Annotated in this window: 12 protein-coding genes; 8 read left to right on the top strand and 4 right to left on the bottom strand. The window is 66.6% G+C overall.

Annotated elements, in window-relative coordinates; all coding sequences use genetic code 11:
- Nucleotides 1-26 precede the first annotated feature (26 nt).
- The 7 genes from ABS361_02915 to ABS361_02885 all read left to right on the top strand — a co-directional run bounded on the left by ABS361_02915 (nucleotide 27) and on the right by ABS361_02885 (nucleotide 8,965).
- A complete protein-coding gene (locus ABS361_02915) occupies nucleotides 27-2,570 on the top strand; it encodes a UvrD-helicase domain-containing protein (protein ID XBY46790.1) in 2,544 nt (847 codons plus the stop codon).
- A gap of 446 nt (nucleotides 2,571-3,016) precedes the next feature.
- Nucleotides 3,017-4,333 carry an ATP-binding protein gene (locus ABS361_02910; GenBank protein ID XBY45257.1) on the top strand — a complete coding sequence of 439 codons (1,317 nt, stop codon included), beginning with the start codon at nucleotides 3,017-3,019 and terminating at the stop codon, nucleotides 4,331-4,333.
- Nucleotides 4,320-5,060, top strand: a complete 741-nt coding sequence (locus ABS361_02905) for a hypothetical protein (GenBank protein ID XBY45256.1) — start codon at nucleotides 4,320-4,322, stop codon at nucleotides 5,058-5,060. The genes ABS361_02910 and ABS361_02905 overlap by 14 nt, the downstream gene beginning before the upstream one ends.
- Nucleotides 5,061-5,247: 187 nt before the next feature.
- Nucleotides 5,248-6,009: a 50S ribosomal protein L11 methyltransferase gene (locus tag ABS361_02900; protein ID XBY45255.1), complete on the top strand. Its 762-nt coding sequence runs from the start codon at nucleotides 5,248-5,250 to the stop codon at nucleotides 6,007-6,009.
- A complete protein-coding gene (locus ABS361_02895; protein ID XBY45254.1) occupies nucleotides 5,949-6,182 on the top strand; it encodes a 50S ribosomal protein L11 methyltransferase in 234 nt (77 codons plus the stop codon). The genes ABS361_02900 and ABS361_02895 overlap by 61 nt, the downstream gene beginning before the upstream one ends.
- 18 nt (nucleotides 6,183-6,200) lie before the next feature.
- Nucleotides 6,201-7,079: a 50S ribosomal protein L11 methyltransferase gene (locus ABS361_02890; protein XBY45253.1), complete on the top strand. Its 879-nt coding sequence runs from the start codon at nucleotides 6,201-6,203 to the stop codon at nucleotides 7,077-7,079.
- A 68-nt stretch (nucleotides 7,080-7,147) separates the two neighbouring features.
- Nucleotides 7,148-8,965, top strand: a complete 1,818-nt coding sequence (locus ABS361_02885; GenBank protein ID XBY45252.1) for an aminopeptidase P family protein — start codon at nucleotides 7,148-7,150, stop codon at nucleotides 8,963-8,965.
- Nucleotides 8,966-9,029: 64 nt separating this feature from the next.
- On the opposite strand, the gene ABS361_02880 is transcribed toward ABS361_02885, so the two are convergent.
- From ABS361_02880 to ABS361_02870, 3 genes are all read right to left on the bottom strand, one after another.
- A complete protein-coding gene (locus ABS361_02880) occupies nucleotides 9,030-10,052 on the bottom strand; it encodes an FkbM family methyltransferase (protein XBY45251.1) in 1,023 nt (340 codons plus the stop codon).
- 137 nt (nucleotides 10,053-10,189) lie between these two features.
- Entirely contained in the window at nucleotides 10,190-10,720 is a 531-nt protein-coding gene (locus ABS361_02875; GenBank protein XBY45250.1) for a type III secretion system chaperone, read from the bottom strand.
- Nucleotides 10,721-10,750: 30 nt separating this feature from the next.
- Nucleotides 10,751-12,418 (bottom strand): hypothetical protein, encoded by a 1,668-nt coding sequence (locus ABS361_02870; GenBank protein ID XBY45249.1) that lies wholly within the window; start codon nucleotides 12,416-12,418, stop codon nucleotides 10,751-10,753.
- A 443-nt stretch (nucleotides 12,419-12,861) separates the two neighbouring features.
- On the opposite strand from ABS361_02870, the gene ABS361_02865 reads away from it, so the two are divergent.
- Complete coding sequence (locus tag ABS361_02865; GenBank protein XBY45248.1) at nucleotides 12,862-14,253, top strand: NAD-dependent succinate-semialdehyde dehydrogenase; 1,392 nt, start codon at nucleotides 12,862-12,864, stop codon at nucleotides 14,251-14,253.
- Nucleotides 14,254-14,312: 59 nt separating this feature from the next.
- Here ABS361_02865 and ligA read toward each other — a convergent pair whose 3' ends face one another.
- Nucleotides 14,313-16,436, bottom strand: a complete 2,124-nt coding sequence (ligA, locus tag ABS361_02860) for an NAD-dependent DNA ligase LigA (GenBank protein ID XBY45247.1) — start codon at nucleotides 16,434-16,436, stop codon at nucleotides 14,313-14,315.
- Nucleotides 16,437-16,654 lie beyond the last annotated feature (218 nt).

Here is a 16,654-nt window from a genome sequence, read left to right as displayed (position 1 = left end):
CGTCGGGTCACGAGGCACCGTCGCGCCTGGCGGGTTCCCAGCCGCGCCCCGGCTTCGAGCCCGCGCCCCCGCCGCGCCCCGGCGGCATCGCCGCGCGCGCCGCGGCCGCCCGCGCGATGCCGGCGCCGACCTATCTCGACAACCTCAATCCCGAGCAGCGCGAAGCGATCGTCACCATCGACGGCCCGGTACTGGTGCTCGCCGGCGCCGGCACCGGCAAGACGCGCGTGCTGACCACGCGCATCGCCCATATTCTCGCGACCGGCCACGCGCGGCCTTCGGAGATCCTCGCCGTCACCTTCACCAACAAAGCGGCGCGCGAGATGAAGGAGCGCATCGCGCATCTGATCGGCGAGCGCGTCGAGGGCATGCCCTGGCTCGGCACCTTCCACGCCATCGGCACCAAGGTGCTGCGCCGCCACGCCGAACTGGTCGGCCTGCGCTCGGACTTCACCATCCTCGATACCGACGATCAGCTTCGCCTGATGAAGCAGATCATCCAGGCCGAGGGCATCGACGAAAAGCGCTGGCCGGCGCGCCAGCTCGCGAGCTTCATCGACACCTGGAAGAACCGCGGCCTCGACCCGGACAACATCCCGCCGCTCGAGGCCAAGGCCTTCGGCAACGGCAAGGGCGGCGACCTCTACCGCGCCTATCAGGCGCGGCTGAAGACGCTGAACGCGACCGACTTCGGCGACTTGCTGCTGCACGTGATCAAGATCTGGCAGCGCCATCCCGACGTGCTCGCCGACTACCAGCGCCGGTTCCGCTACATCCTGGTCGACGAGTACCAGGACACCAACGTCGCGCAGTATCTGTGGCTGCGCCTTTTGGCGATGCAGACCAAGAACGTCTGCTGCGTCGGCGACGACGACCAGTCGATCTACGGCTGGCGCGGCGCCGAGGTCGACAACATCCTGCGCTTCGAGCACGATTTTCCCGGCGCCAAGGTGATCCGGCTCGAGCGCAACTATCGCTCGACCACCCACATCCTCGCCGCCGCCTCGCATCTGATCGCCCATAACGAGAGCCGGCTCGGCAAGACGCTGTTCACCGAGAAGAACCACGACGACGCGGAGAAGGTCGCGGTCGCCTCGTCCTGGGACTCGGAGGAAGAGGCGCGTTCGATCTCCGACGAGATCGAACGGCTCCAGCGCGACGGCCACAAGCTGAACGAGATCGCGATCCTGGTCCGCGCCTCGTTCCAGATGCGCGAGTTCGAAGATCGCTTCGTGACACTCGGCCTGCCCTATCGCGTGGTCGGCGGCCCGCGGTTCTATGAGCGCGCCGAAATCCGTGATGCGCTCGCCTATTTCCGCACGACGTGCCAGCCGGCCGACGATCTCGCGTTCGAGCGCATCGTCAACGTGCCGAAGCGTGGCCTCGGCGATGCCTCGCTGCAGCAGGTGCACGGCCTCGCCCGCGCCCGCGGCGTACCGCTGCTCGCCGCCGCCGGCCTGATCGTCGAGACCGAGGAACTGAAGCCGAAGGCGCGGTCATCGCTGAAGGGCCTCGTCGACAGCTTCACGCGCTGGCGCGCCCAGCTCGAACACATGCCGCACACCGATCTCGCCGGCATCATCCTGGACGAGTCCGGCTACACCGAGATGTGGCAGAACGACCGCTCGGCCGAAGCGCCGGGGCGGCTCGAAAACCTCAAGGAGCTGCTGCGCTCCATGGAGGACTACGAGTCGCTGCCGGCCTTCCTCGAGCACGTCAGCCTGGTCATGGACACCGAGAACGATCCCTCGCTCGACGCCGTCAACGTCATGACGCTGCATTCGGCCAAGGGCCTCGAATTCGATACCGTGTTCCTGCCCGGCTGGGAGGAAGGCCTGTTCCCGCACCAGCGCGCGCTCGACGAGGGCGGCCGCGCCGGGCTCGAGGAGGAGCGCCGCCTCGCCTATGTCGGCATCACCCGCGCCAAGAAGCGCGCGCAGATCTGGTTCGCCTCCAACCGCCGCATCCACGGCTCCTGGCAGACCTCGATCCCGAGCCGCTTCCTCGACGAACTGCCCGAACCGCACGTCGAGGTGATCGAATCAAAGTCGAACTACGGCGGCTACGGCCGCAGCCGATTCGACCAGATGGAGCCGTTCGGCTCGACCTACGCGACGCCCGGCTGGCAGCGCGCCCAGAAGCTCAAGGCCGGCGGCCGCACAGCCGGGGGTTACGGCTCGTCGTCCGACGATTATGCCCAGGACGAATACGATCGCGCGCCCGGCGAGGCCCAGCGCGGCCGCTTCGGCGACGCTGCCGGTGGCCGTGGCGGCGGTCGCGGCGGGTTCGGCGAAGCCGGCCGCGGCTTCGATCACGACAGCTACCGGACCCCGGCACGCGACCGATGGGGCAATCCGCTGCGGGAAAAGAAGCTCGGCGGCGTGATCGAGGGCAGCCTGGTCGCCAAGAGCGTTTCGACCGGTGCCGCGACTTATGCTGTCGGCGAACGGGTTTTTCATCAGAAGTTCGGCATCGGCTCGGTCATCGAAGTCGAAGGCAACAAGCTCACCATCGATTTCGATCGCGCCGGTCGCAAACGTGTACTGGACAGTTTCGTTACTCGTCCCTGATCCTGGCCTGTTCTACGCTGCCGTCGACCGGCCCTTTGTATGCAACCGGCACAGGCATCTACGCGACATCACGGTATTCACCTGTTGCCCGCAACGGCCTGAAAAGCCGCACGAATCTGATTTATTCGTCCATCGAGACGATTCATAACGCCCAAGCATAGAAAAACCGATCACCCCTCGCGCACCCATCGCGAAATCGGAATGTTATCTCAACCCTATGGATACCCCTTTATCGAAGCGTTACGGATTTTTTCATCTCTGGCGCAAATATGCTGGTCAATCTTCTCGCGCCAATTCGCCGTATGCGCGAGCCGTAACGTAAATCGACCATATGCCTATGACGTCAAAGCACGGATATCGTGGCGTTACACTTGACGAGCGGCGTGTTTTGCCTCTGGTATGGTCCGAGAGTTGGTGATCACGCCGACGTGAGGAAGTGAACGAGCATGCTCGAAAGCAGCATCGAGATCGGGGACGACTACCGCCTGCCGCCGGCCCTGCTGGATGCGGCCAGCGGTGGCTCGAACGTTCTCGGGCTGCGCACCCTGCGCCTGCGCGACGCCGCCGACGAAAATCGGGCGGCGATCGACAGAGCCTTCGTACAGCGCATCCTCGACGACACGCCGGACATGATCGTCCGGTGTCTCGCCGATACGACGATCATCTTCGCCAATCGCGCCTATGCCGAGGCGCACGGCGTCGATCCGGAACAGTTGATCGGCTGCCGTGTCGCCGACATCGCGCGACCGGTCGACCCGGCGGCACTGGAAGCGATCTTTCAGTCCTTCGGCAAGGACGGCGAAGAGTACATCTCGACCGAAATGGATTTCCGGCGCCTGGACGGCCGGATCGCCACGGTATTCTGGACCTCTCGCATCTTCTATGGCGCGACCGGCGAGGTCGAGGAGATCCAGTCCGTCGGCCGCGATGTCACGGAACTGCGCAGCCTGCTCGGCAAGGTGGAGCGGCAGAACCGTGAACTGGAGCGGCTGAACCAGCAGATCAGCGCAACCAACGAAGGTTTGAAGCAGTTCAACCGGATCGTCTGCCACGATCTGCAGGAACCGCTGAGCAAGTTGAACGGTTATTCGGAAGTTCTTCGGCAGGCGGTGACGACGGGCGATGCCGAGGAGATCGAGTTCGCGCTCGGCGTGATCCAGGACAGCGCCGGCCGCGCCGGGCTTCTGGTCCGCGACATGTCCCGTTTCGCCCGGATGTCCGAGCAGGCGCCGACCTGGTCGACCTTCCGGCTCGCGCCCTTCGTCGACGGCGTGATCCGCCAGCTCGGACGACAGATCCGGGACGCGGGCGCCGACGTATCTCTGACGATCGATCAAGATCTGATCGTCCGGGGAGATCTGCTGCACTGCCGGCAGATTTTCCTGAATCTGATCTCCAATGCAGTGAAGTACCGCTCGCCCGAGCGCCCCGCGCGCATCGCCGTCGTGGCGAAGCCGGTCGGATTAGACGGCGCCTTTGCCGTGACCGTCTCCGACAACGGCGTCGGCTTCGACAAGGTGCATGCGCGGGCGATCTTCGAGCCCTTCCTCCGCCTGCGCGGCGGGCCGGCCCGCGACGGGACCGGCATGGGGCTGACGATCGCCGCAGCGGCGGCGCGCGCGCAAGGATTTGAACTGACGGCGGACGGCCGGATCGGCGAAGGTTCGACCTTCTGCCTGATCATCCCGCCTTCGAACATCGACACAGCGGCGGGCCCTGGGCACGCAGGGGAACGTCCGGAGTTGCATCATGACGTCGTCTAAGGTCCTGCCATTCAGATCCGCCCGCAGGCGCAGCGACGGCAACGTCGCAGCCATGGTCGGCGGCCGCGAGATGCGCATTCTGCTCGTCGAGGACGACGCGGTCGACGAGCGGCTGTTCCTCTGGGTCGCCCAGCGGGTCGGCATCGAACTCGGCCAGATCACCGTCGCCCACAGCGTGGTCGAGGCGGCCGAGCGCATCGCCGCCGAGGACTTCGATCTCTACGTGCTCGATTTCTGGCTCGGCGCCGAGACCAGTCTCGGCCTGATCGAGCACCTCGGCTCGACCGACGACCGCAAGCCGGTGCTGGTGCTGTCGAACCTCTCCGAGGACGAACTCGTCCAGGTCGGCCCGCCGGGCCGCGAGCTCGCCGTGCTGTCGAAAGCCGATCTGGGCCCGGACCGCCTGCGCGCCGCCCTCGACAAGCTGACGCTGCCGAAGGCGACGCTGACGCGCCGGGCGCTCAGGGACCTGACGTCCCTGCCGCTCGGACCCGACACGGCCGACTGGCGCAAGGTGCTCGACCAGATCGAGGATCTGAAGGCGCTGTCGCAGAAGATCTCGACCTTCATCGCCATGGCCGACGGCCATCTCTCCTCCGACGAGGCCGAGGACGCCCACGGCTTCGTCTCCGACGCGGCCCGCCAGCTGCCCGACCTCGACAGCGCGCTGGGCGAGCTCGAGTCGCTCGTGCGCCGCCGCGCCGCCAAGCCCTCGGCCGAAGGCTAGAGCACGGACCGACCGGCGCGCGCCGCGCCGATCGGCGAAAGCGCGCGAAGCCTATGGCGAGACGGCGGCCCCGATCCGGTCTGGACGGATTCCACCTTGCGCGCATAATGCCCGCGGCATACGGGCGGGCGCTTGCCAAACGGTGGCCTCCGGGGGCATGGAGAGAGCCCGTCTGAGCTCCGGATCCATGCCGACCTTTCTCCTGACCCTCGATGCCACCGCCGCGGTGGCGACCGCGCTCGCCGATGCGCTCGGCGACGACGTGATGCTCGCCGATGCGGCCGGCGCCTTCGACCTCGGCGACGGCACCTGGCGCCTCGAGGCCTATTGCCCCGAACGGCCCGATCTCGACCTGTTCGCCGACGCCTTCGCGCCCATGGCGGCGGACGCCGGCGGCCTGGCGCTCGATGCGGCCCGCGCCCTGCTCGGCCGCGCCGCCGTGCGCCCGCTCGATGCCGACGACTGGTCGTCCTACGGGCTCGACACGCTCGCGGCGCTCCGCGCCGGCCGGTTCCGGATCTGGGGCGAGCACAATCGCCCGCAGGAGGAGGCGAGCTTCGGCCGCCACGATCTCGTCATCGAGGCTTCAACAGCTTTCGGCACCGGCGACCACGCCTCGACGCTTCTGTCGCTCGCCGCGCTCGATCGCGTGCTGAAGCGCCGGCGGCCACGCAACATCCTCGATCTCGGCACCGGCACCGGCATTCTCGGCCTCGCCGCGCTGAAGGCCGTGCCGGATGCGCGCGTGGTCGCCTCGGACATCGAGCCGGTCGCGGTCAGAACCGCCGAGCGCAACCGGCGGCTCAATGCGGTCGGCGCGCGCTTCACGGCCCGGCTCGCCGACGGCCTCGCCGACCCGGTGATCCGCGCCGCCGCCCCTTCGACCTCGTGCTCGCCAACATCCTGCCCGACCCGCTCTGCCGGCTCGCCGGTCCGCTCGTGCCGCTGATGGCGCCGGGCGCAATGCTGGTGGTGGCGGGCCTCAGGATCGGCGAGCGCTCCCGCCTGATCGCCGCCTATCGGGCGCGCGGCCTCGTTCCCGTCGCCTCGACCGCGATCAAGGAATGGGCGAGCCTCGCCTTCGAAAAGCCCCTCGCCTCCGCGCGACGCCCGCGGCGCTGACCCACTCCGGAGACCTCCATGCCCACCGTCCAGGTCCGCCTGACCGCCGCCACCGAAGAGGCCAACCGCATCTTCCGCCTGCTCGAGGAAGCCTTCGAGGACGACGGCTTCCCGGTCACGCAGGAAGAGACGCCGGCCTATTCCGAGAACTGGACGATCGACACGATCATGTTCGACGTCGAGCCGGACGAGGCGATCGCGCGCGTGCGCGACGTGCTCGGCTCCGACGGCTTCGGCGCGCCGATCGAGGCGAGCGTGCTCGACATGGACACCAACTGGATCGCCATGAGCGAGGAGATCCGCAAGCCGGTCGAGGCCGGCCGTTTCTTCGTCCATGGCCGTCACGACCGCGATCGCCGCCCGCCGAACACGATCAATCTCGAGATCGACGCCGAGTTCGCCTTCGGCACCGGCCACCACGCCACCACCTGGGCCTGCCTGGTCGCGCTCGACCGGCTCCTGAAGCAGCGCCGCTACGAACGACCGCTCGACCTCGGCACCGGCACCGGCGTGCTGGCGCTCGCCATCGCGCGCGTGCTGCACGTGCCGGTGATCGCGACCGACATCGATCCGGTCGCCGTGCAGATCGCCGCGCAGAACGTCGCTCTCAACGGTGGCCTCGGCCTCGTCGAGTGCATCGTCGCCGATGGCATGAAGGCGCGCCGCCTCGCGGAAGCCGCACCCTATGATCTGGTGGTCGCCAATATCCTGGCCCGGCCGCTGACCCGCCTCGCCGCGCCGATTGCCCGCGCGCTCGCGCCGAGCGCGACGGTCGTGCTGTCCGGCCTGCGCACCTCGGACGCATCGATGGTGCTCTCGGCCTATCGCATGCAGGGTCTCTATCTCGCCGACAGCGTCACCAAGGACGACTGGATGGCGTTGATCTTCGCCCGCTGACCCTCGCCGCCGGGCGCGCCTCGCGCCCCGGCCTTCTCGTCCGACCGCCTTCCGGAGCCGCGCGCGCCATGTTCCAGACCTTCGACAACATCGCCGATCCGACCGTCGTCGCCCCGCGCGTGGCGAAGCTCAGGGCCGAGCTGAAGGCCCGCGGCCTGACCGGGCTCCTCATCCCCCGCGCCGACGAGCACCAGGGCGAATATGTGCCGCCCTCGGCCGAGCGGCTCGCCTGGGTCTCCGGCTTCACCGGCTCGGCCGGCGTCGCGGTCGTGCTCGCCGACACCGCCGCGCTGTTCGTCGACGGCCGCTACACGCTGCAGGCCGGCCACCAGACTGACACGGGCCTGTTCGAGATCGTCGACCTGATCGCGACGCCGCCGCACGCCTGGCTGGAGACGCGGCTGAAGGCCGGCGACCGCATTGGCTATGACCCGTGGCTGCACACCGTCGCGGGCGTGCGCCGCCTCGCCAAGACAGCGGCCGCCACCGGGGCCGAACTGGTCGCGCTCGATACGAACCCGCTCGATGCCGTCTGGACCGACCGTCCGGCACCGCCCAAGGGCAAGGTCGCGCTGCATCCGATCGAGCTCGCCGGCCGCGACGTCGCCGAAAAGCTCGCCGACGCCGGCAAGGCGATCGCCGCGAAGGGCGCGGGTGCGCTGATCGTGACGCAGCCGGACTCGATCGCCTGGATCTTCAACATTCGCGGCGCCGACATCGCCCACAATCCGGTGCCGCTCGCCTTCGCGATCCTGCCGCGCGACGGCCGGCCGAGCCTGTTCATCGATGCCGATAAGCTCGGCAATGTCGAGCGTGATCATCTCGAGTCGCATGCCGACGTGGCACCGCCGGCTGCCTTCGTCGCCGCGCTCGACGCGCTCGGCCAAAGCGGCGCGAAGGTGCTGATCGATCCGGAATGGGTGCCGGCGAAGCTCGCCGATCGCGTCACCGCCGCCGGCGGCGCGCTCGTCGAGGGCACCGACCCGGTGACCGCGCTGAAGGCGCCGAAGAACGAGGCCGAGCTCGCCGGCACGCGCGCCGCGCATCTGCGCGACGGCGTCGCCTTCGCGCGCTTCCTCGCGTGGTTCGACGCCACGGCGCCGAAGGGCGGCCTCGATGAGATCGGCGTCGTCGAGGCGCTCGAGGGCTTCCGGCGTGCGACCGGCGAGATGAAGGACACCTCCTTCGATTCGATCTCGGGCAGCGGCCCGAACGGCGCCATCGTCCACTACCGCGTCAGCCGCGCAACCAACCGGCCGGTCGACCGGGACAGCCTGTTCCTGATCGACAGCGGCGCGCAGTATCGCGACGGCACCACCGATATCACCCGCACCCTGGCGATCGGCACGCCGAGCGCCGAAATGCGTGATCGCTACACACGGGTGCTCAAGGGCCACGTCGCGATCTCGATGGCGGTGTTCCCGAAGGGCACGACCGGCGCCCATCTCGACGCCTTCGCCCGCCTGCCGCTCTGGCAGGCCGGCCTCGACTTCGATCACGGCACCGGCCACGGCGTCGGCGCCTATCTGTCGGTCCACGAGGGCCCGCAGCGCATCTCCAAGGCCGGCCATGTCGCGCTGGAACCGGGCATGATCGTCTCCAACGAGCCCGGCTACTACAAGACCGACGCCTATGGCATCCGGATCGAGAACCTCGTCATCGTCACCGCGCCGGCGCCGATCGAGGGCGGCGAGCGCGACATGATGCGGTTCGAGACCATCACGCTCGCGCCCTACGACCGCCGCCTGATCGACGTGCGACTGTTGACCCGGGCCGAGCTCACCTGGATCGACGCTTATCACGCCCGCGTCCGCGCCGAACTGACGCCCTATCTCGACGCCGAGACCGCCGCCTGGCTCGAAGCGGCCACTGCGCCGCTCACTTGAGCGGCGCAAACTGGAAAAGGCACGCCGCTCCCTTGAGCGGCGCGAACTGGATAAGGCATGCCGCTCACCTGAGCTTCGGCACCGCAACCCGCGCCCGGGCGGCACGGAACAGGTCGGAGCCGACAAAGCCGGCGATGACCTCGCGCAGCGACGGGCGCGGATCGAAAGCGACGATGCGCTCGACGATCCCCTCGCCGACGCGCTTGCCGAACACCCGCCGGTAGGCCTCCACGACGCCGGCCGCACTGACCGGCCCGTCGAGAATATGCGCCGGCAGGCCGTGGCAGACGAGCCTGGTCAGTTCAGTGTCGCTGGCGAGCGCCAGCGCGTTGAGCCAGGTCGAGGCCAGATGGACCGCGAAGTCGTGGTCGGGATGGCCGCGGTTCTCGAGCGGATCGCCAAAACTCTTCGCGACCACATGGCCGTCGAACACATTCGGCGGCGTCGTGAAGCGTTCGGCGAGCGCGGCGGCCTCCTCGGCGAGATAGAAGCGATTGAGCCCGTCGAACAGCACCGGCCGGTAGCGCGCGGCGATGAGCAGCGGCTCCCAGGTCTCGTGGCTCGGCTGCGGGGTTCCCGGCGCGGTCGCCTCGACCACGACGACCGTCGGCCGCCAGCGCGAAAAATCCATGCCGGCGAGCACGGCGGCCTCCGCACCTTCGACGTCGATCTTCAGGAAATCGAGCGTCTCGACCTTGGCGGCCTCGAGCACGATCGCGAGCGTCGATACTTCGACTTCGACCCGGAACGGCTCGTCGCCGAGCGCCGCCGAACGCTCCGCGACCTCGGCCGACAGCGTCGACAAACCGTGCAGCGTCGGAAACACGTGGAACACCGCCGTGCCCGGCCGATCGGCGAGTGCGAGCCGCAGATTGAGATCGCGCGGCCGGGCATAGGCGAGTTCGGCAATCCGGTCCGGCAGCGGCTCGACGTTGATGCCGTTCCAGCCGCGATCGTAGAAGGCCTGCGTGACCGAATCGAGCGTCGGATGCGACGCGCCGACATCGACATAGGTCCCGCGCGCCTTGCCCGCGAAGATGCGGTTCAGGATCACGTCTTCGGCGTTCTGGGCGTAGGAGACGAACATCGGGCCTCGGGCGTCCTTGCACGGGGCCGGAACCGGCCGTGCTTCGCGGCCGGTATAGCATGGGGCGCAGCCGCACGGACCGGCGACAATATCGACCGGCGACGATCGCCCATCCGCCGTCCCGTCGCGGTCCGGAATCAGAGACGGATCAAGATCGGCGCGAGAACCTCCCTCTCTTCACCGTCTTCGCCTTCTGCGCCGTCGTCATCGAAATTGTCCGCCTCGGTGTCCGGATCGCGCGTGACGACCGGACGATCGAACGCCTCGCCGGCGGCGATCACCCGATTGCCACCCTCCGTCAGCCAATAGCCGCCCGCGAGGACGAATTCCGAGAACTTGCGGGCGACATTCCGGGCGTCGATGTCCGTCACGTCCCAACGCTCGCAGTAGAGGATCTCCTCCTTGCCGGGGTCGAGCGCGAGCCTGCCGGCGCCGGTCCCCGCCCCCAGGAAGTTGGCCATCATCATCGCACGCAGCATCCCCGTGCTCGCGAAGGCGAGATCCGGAAGACGGAAGCTCAGTTCCAGATTCGTTTTGTCGATCTGGGTGATGTGCGCAACGAACCCATCGGCAAATTTGATTTCGGCCTGCTTGTTGGCGTTCAACTCGAGCTGAGCAAGACCGGCGGCCTCTTTGATCACCTCGAGAGCATGTTCGACGTCGTGCATGCTCATTTCCCTTCGATCGCATCCAGTGAATTAGCCGCCCCACTGCGCACGCGAGCCTTCAGGCATACCGGCGCTGACCAGAATATCTTCGATCTGCTTGTGGATGACCGGCATCTGCTCCGCGAATGCCGAGTTGACGACTTGATTATTGGCCGAGACTTTATCGATCTGATTGGCAACTTTGTTGAACGACTGATAGATCATCGCCATGACCTTGTTGTCGCCGGCTCCCGACTGCGTATACCCGTCTCCGGCAAACTTGAGAACGATCTGGTCCGAATAGAGCTTGTGCACGAATTGCGGCTTTTCCCCAGTCACGTTGGGATCCGTTCTCTCGTTGATCTTGGTTGCCAGTTCGCCCAGTTTTTCCTTCATTTCATCTGGAATTTTGACCTTCGCGATCTCCTTCGCGAGATCGACCGTAAGGTCAGCAATTCTCTTGGCGATCTCAGGCGTGATAAACGGAGAGCTGAGCGTAATCGTCGGCGGCTTATCGGAATTTTTCTTAAGCTGATCCTCGACTCCGAGCTGGTAAAGTTCATTGTAGATATTACCGAGCTCTGGATTTTTAGAAAAATTGACGAAAACCTTCTGAACGTCTTCTTGGAACTTCGCACCCCCGAAACCGGCCATCAATTTCTTGATCGCGGCAACCGGCTCCTGCGACGTCTGTCGGATGAACGTTCCCGAATCGGTGTTGGGATCGGAAACGCCCTCGATCGCCTTCGACTCGAAGAGCTCCTTCGCCCCGTCGCCGGTTCTGCTGTGCACCATCTTTTCGTGAAGGATACGTGCGAACTTACCCTCCGACGACTTTTCGCTGAGCTTGCCTGCGAATTGCCCGAGCTGCTCGTCGTTGAACTCGGCATGCGCTTTGGCCACGGACTTCTGGATGATGCTCGTGGCTGCGGCATCGAAAAACTGTTCCTTGGTCAGCGACCGGTCCGTTTTGCTAGCCTGCGCATATTGGCTATTGATGTCTTTCATAAGACCTTGGACGTTTTCCTTAAAGGACTCAAAAGTAATCTGGTCAAATTTTGTTGTTTTCGGAATGGGTTTTCCGCGCATGATCAATTCGAGCGTATCGTTCTTGGTCTCGAAGACCGGCTGCTTCCGTTCTCGGACCTTTGCCTGATTGACCTCGCCGTTTTGCTTCTGGTGAGTCTCGACCTGATCGACGGTCTCCTTGACGACCCCCTTGAAGCTGAAGGACGGCAGTTTCTCCTTCACGTTGGCCTTGAATTCAGCCCAGCCTTGCTTGACGTCGGCAACGAAGCTCTTGAAATTGTCCCAGGCCTTCTGAAAGAAGCCGCGAGACTTCGTCTCGGCCTTGGAAGGTTCGCTCTTCGAACCTTCGAGTTCATGGATCAATTGATCGATGTCATTGCCGAGACTGTCGCCGCCGATCGTCGAGCCGCGCTCCTGCCGGGTGCTGATCCCGCCCTCGGTTCCGGTGCCGTTCGGAACGACCTTGTCGGAGAGAAGGCTGTCGAGGCGATTGTTGATCTCGGCCATCTCGTTCATGAAGCTGCCGAGACTGACGCGACTGTCCGTCGACTCACCGAGATGCGACGGCGCATTCTCGAGTACAGCGTTCTTGTCCGACCCGACATTTTTCGTCGTGGGCTGGTTGTCGGTATTGAAAGCCTGGATCCGCTGGATCGAAGCACCGTTCGAACCCTGAATTTGATTGCCCATGACGTCCCCCTGAGACGAAGCCCCGTTGAGCGTCATTCTGTGCGTTTGCAGACCACTGGCTGTCACAAACGTCAACCGAACCCACACTATTCCTCACGCCGTCCAGATCGCATGCTGGCGAGAGCCGACCCGCCACAAGAACGGCCCCTCGGAGCGCTTCGGCCCTGCCCAGCCGCAATCCAAGATCAACTGCGGCCCATAACGTTTTGACAAGGCACGCCGTGCCGAAGCCGTCCGCGCGATCGCGCCCGGCCATGATCACGACCGCGCGACCCTCCCCGTCTTTTGAGGAAAATCAAGACCCTAGCGGAGCCGGCGCCCTATTGTCCGCCCCGGGTGGGAGCCGGCAAGACGCGAGCCGGCGGATCTCTTCGCGTCGTTCCGCGGTCGACCGGATGCGGTCGCAGGAACGCGAACGTCATTTTCTCCGATCGGGAGCGACCATGGCTTATGCAACGACCTATCCGTACACCGGCGAGGTCCTGAAGACCTTCGCCGACGCCACCGACGCCGAGGTCGCGCAGGCGATCACGGCGGCGCACACCGCCTTCCTCGCCTGGCGCGAGACCGGCTTCGCCGAGCGCGCCCGCGTGATGCACGCCGCCGCCGAAATCCTGCGCGCCGAGACCGACGCCTTCGCCAAGCTCCTGACGCTGGAGATGGGCAAGCTGTTCACCGAGGCGAAGCTCGAGGTCGCGCTGTCGGCCGACATCCTCGACTACTATGCCGTGAACGCCGAACGCCTGCTGGCGCCGGAGAAACTGCCGGTCGCGCACCGCGACGAGGGCGAGGCGATCCTTGTCCACGAGCCGCTCGGCGTGATCCTGGCGATCGAGCCCTGGAACTTCCCCTACTACCAGATCGCCCGCATCATCGCGCCGCAGCTCTCGGCCGGTAACACGGTGCTCCTGAAGCACGCCTCCAACGTGCCGCAATCGGCGGCCGCCTTCGACGATCTGATGCGCCGGGCCGGCCTGCCGGCGGGCGCCTTCCACAATCTCTATGCGACGCGCCACCAGGTCGAGATGATCCTCAACGACCCGCGCGTCCATGGCGTCGCACTGACCGGCTCGGAAGGCGCCGGCGCCCTCGTCGCCTCGCAGGCCGGCAAGGCGCTCAAGAAGTCGACCATGGAACTCGGCGGCTCCGACGCCTTCGTCGTGCTCGCCGATGCCGACCCCGAAAAGACCGTGAAGTGGGCGGTGTTCGGCCGGCACTGGAACGCCGGACAGGTCTGCGTGTCGTCGAAGCGCATGATCATCGTCGACCCGCTCTACGACGCCTTCCTGGAGCGCTACAAGACGGGCGTCGCGGGCCTCGTCGCCGGCGACCCCTACGATCCGGCGACGACGCTGGCGCCGCTCTCCTCGCAAGGGGCGGCCGACGAGATCAAGGAGAAGATCCGCGAGGCGGTCGCCTACGGCGCCAAGGCCGAGGAAGTCGGCCCGCCGGTGCCGAACCGCGGCGCCTTCGTGCAGCCGACCATCCTGACCGAGATCGCCGAGGACAATCCGGCGCGCTACTGGGAGTTCTTCGGCCCAGTCTCGATGCTGTTCCGCGCCAAGGACGAGGCGGACGCCGTCAGAATCGCCAACGATTCGCCCTTCGGCCTCGGCGGCTCGGTGTTCACCAGCAACACGAAGCACGGCGCGGAAGTCGCGGCCAAGATCTCGACCGGCATGGTGTTCGTGAACCACCCGACCATGGTCAAGGCCGACCTGCCCTTCGGCGGCATCCGCCGCTCGGGCTACGGCCGCGAGCTGATCGGCCTCGGCATCAAGGAATTCGTCAATCACAAGCTGATCGACGTCGTCGACATCGACGCGCCATTCTGACCGGCAACGCCCTCACCCCGCCGCGGCCACCCGGTCGCGGCGGGTATCGGCCTGGCGCCTCACCCGCCCCCGACCATCGCGATCCAGGCGTCCTCGTCGATCACCTCGATGCCGAGCGCCTGCGCCTTGGCGAGTTTCGAGCCGGCGCCCGGCCCGGCGACCACCAGATCGGTCTTGGCCGAGACCGAGCCGGCGACCTTGGCGCCGAGCCGTTCGGCCTGCGCCTTGGCCTCGTCGCGGGTCATCTTTTCCAGCGTGCCGGTGAACACGACCGTCTTGCCGGCGACCACCGTATCGGTCTTCGGCCGCTCGGCGTCCTCGATGCCACCGGTCATTTCGCGCACGAGATCCTCGACGATCGCCAGATTGTGCGGCTCGGAGAAGTAGCGCGCGATCGACTGGATCACCGTCTCGCCGATCTGGTCGAGCGAATCCATCTCCTCGATGGTCTTGGCATCGCCCGCCGCCACCGCCAGCGCCGCGGCATGGAAGGCCGCCCAGGAGCCATAGGCGCGCGCCAGAACCCGCGCGGTCGTCTCGCCGACATTGCGGATGCCGAGCGCATAGACGAAGCGCTCGAGCGAGATGCGGCGCCGCTCGTCGATCGCCTCGTAGAGCTTCTTCACCGAAGTGGTGCCGAAGCCCTCCTTGTCCTTGAGCTTCTTCAGGTTCTGCGCGTCGCGGCGCGCCAGCGTGAAGATGTCGGCCGGCGCCCGGACCGGCAGGTCCTCGTCGGCGAAGAACAGCGCTATCTGCTTCTCACCCAGACCTTCGATGTCGAAGGCGCGGCGCGACACGAAGTGGCGCAGGTGCTCCTGACGCTGGAACGGACAGGCGAATTCGCCCGAACAGCGGCGGATCGCGCCGATCTCGCCCGCCGCGGTCTCCTCGCGCTGCAGCGGCGTCTTCAGCGAACACTGGCAGGTCTCGGGGAAGACGTAAGGCGCGCGCGTGTCGTGCAGCGCATCCGGCACGAAGCCCAGGATCTGCGGAATGACGTCGCCGGCGCGCTGCACCGTGACGTGGTCGCCGATCCGGACATCGAGCCGCGCGATTTCGTCGGCATTGTGCAGGGTCGCATTGGTGACGACCACGCCGCCGACCGTCACCGGCGTCAATCGCGCCACCGGCGTGTGTGCGCCGGTGCGGCCGACCTGGATGTCGATCGCCTCGAGCAGCGTCGTCGCCTTCTCGGCCGGGAACTTGTGCGCGATCGCCCAGCGCGGGCTGCGCGACACGAAGCCGAGCCGGTCGCGCAGGTCGAGCCGATCGACCTTGTAGACGACGCCGTCGATGTCGAAGCCGAGCCCGGCGCGCTTCGCCTCGATGCCGCGATAGTAGGCGAGCAGATCCTCGGCCGAGGTGCAGAGCACCGTCTCGTTGACCGGAAAGCCCCAGGCCCGGAACGCCTCGACGATCTCCATCTGCGTCGCGCCCGGCAGCGCGCTCATGTCGCCCCAGGCATAGGCGAAGAACCGCAAGGGTCGATTGCGCGTGACACCGGCATCGAGCTGGCGCAGCGAGCCGGCGGCGGCGTTGCGCGGATTGGCGAACACCTTCTCGCCCGCCGCCGCCTGCCGCTCGTTGAGGCGCTGGAAATCGGCGTGGCTCATGTAGACCTCGCCGCGCACCTCGACGACGTCCGGCACGCCTTCGGGCAGCACCTGCGGCACGTCGGCGATCGTCTTCACGTTGGCGGTGACGTTCTCGCCCTCCGCGCCGTCGCCGCGCGTCGCCGCGGTGACGAGCCGGCCGGCCTCGTAGCGCAGCGAGCAGGACAGCCCGTCGATCTTCGGCTCCGCCGTGATCGCGACGCGCTCGCCGTGGGTGCGCAGGAAGCGATGGATCCGCTCGACGAAATCGACGACGTCCGCATCCGAGAAGGCATTGTCGAGCGACAGCATCGGCACGACGTGCCGGACCTTGGCGAAGGCCGCCGCGACGCCGGCACCGACGCGCTCGGAAGGCGAATCCGCGCGCTTCAGCTCCGGAAACCGCGCCTCGATCGCCAGATTGCGCCGACGCAGCGCGTCATAGGCCGCATCCGAGATCGAAGGCGCATCGTCCTGGAAATAGCGCCGGTCATGCTCGGCGATCTCGGCCGCGAGGCGCGCCAGTTCGGCGGCGGCTTCCTCCGCGCTGAGCTGCTCGACGGGGACGGCGGAAACATTCGGGTCTGACATGGACACTCGCCGGGTGTTCGGGGTCGGCACGATAGAAAGCGGCCGCGCGATCGGCAACCTCGGCGTTGCGACCGCCTGACGGAGAGTCCAATCGCCACAATACGGCAAATGCCTAACAATTGCGCAGTTTTACACATGGCATTTTAGCCAGTGTTAAGCATGTGAAAACGCATTCACCGCGATCTTTATGTCAATGAGCGTAAAAGTGACGCACGCGA

This window comes from Ancalomicrobiaceae bacterium S20 (assembly GCA_040269895.1).
GTDB lineage: Bacteria > Pseudomonadota > Alphaproteobacteria > Rhizobiales > Ancalomicrobiaceae > Methyloraptor > Methyloraptor flagellatus.
This window is presented reverse-complemented; position numbering and strand designations above follow the sequence as displayed.

What these genes read in the sequence shown, in the direction of transcription:
- ligA (XBY45247.1), bottom strand. Translation starts at nt 16,436, where the DNA reads ATGTCAGACCCGAATGTTTCCGCCGTCCCCGTCGAGCAGCTCAGCGCG.
- ABS361_02885 (XBY45252.1), top strand. Translation starts at nt 7,148, where the DNA reads ATGTTCCAGACCTTCGACAACATCGCCGATCCGACCGTCGTCGCCCCG.
- ABS361_02910 (XBY45257.1), top strand. Translation starts at nt 3,017, where the DNA reads ATGCTCGAAAGCAGCATCGAGATCGGGGACGACTACCGCCTGCCGCCG.
- ABS361_02875 (XBY45250.1), bottom strand. Translation starts at nt 10,720, where the DNA reads ATGCACGACGTCGAACATGCTCTCGAGGTGATCAAAGAGGCCGCCGGT.
- ABS361_02870 (XBY45249.1), bottom strand. Translation starts at nt 12,418, where the DNA reads ATGGGCAATCAAATTCAGGGTTCGAACGGTGCTTCGATCCAGCGGATC.
- ABS361_02880 (XBY45251.1), bottom strand. Translation starts at nt 10,052, where the DNA reads ATGTTCGTCTCCTACGCCCAGAACGCCGAAGACGTGATCCTGAACCGC.
- ABS361_02905 (XBY45256.1), top strand. Translation starts at nt 4,320, where the DNA reads ATGACGTCGTCTAAGGTCCTGCCATTCAGATCCGCCCGCAGGCGCAGC.
- ABS361_02865 (XBY45248.1), top strand. Translation starts at nt 12,862, where the DNA reads ATGGCTTATGCAACGACCTATCCGTACACCGGCGAGGTCCTGAAGACC.
- ABS361_02900 (XBY45255.1), top strand. Translation starts at nt 5,248, where the DNA reads ATGCCGACCTTTCTCCTGACCCTCGATGCCACCGCCGCGGTGGCGACC.
- ABS361_02890 (XBY45253.1), top strand. Translation starts at nt 6,201, where the DNA reads ATGCCCACCGTCCAGGTCCGCCTGACCGCCGCCACCGAAGAGGCCAAC.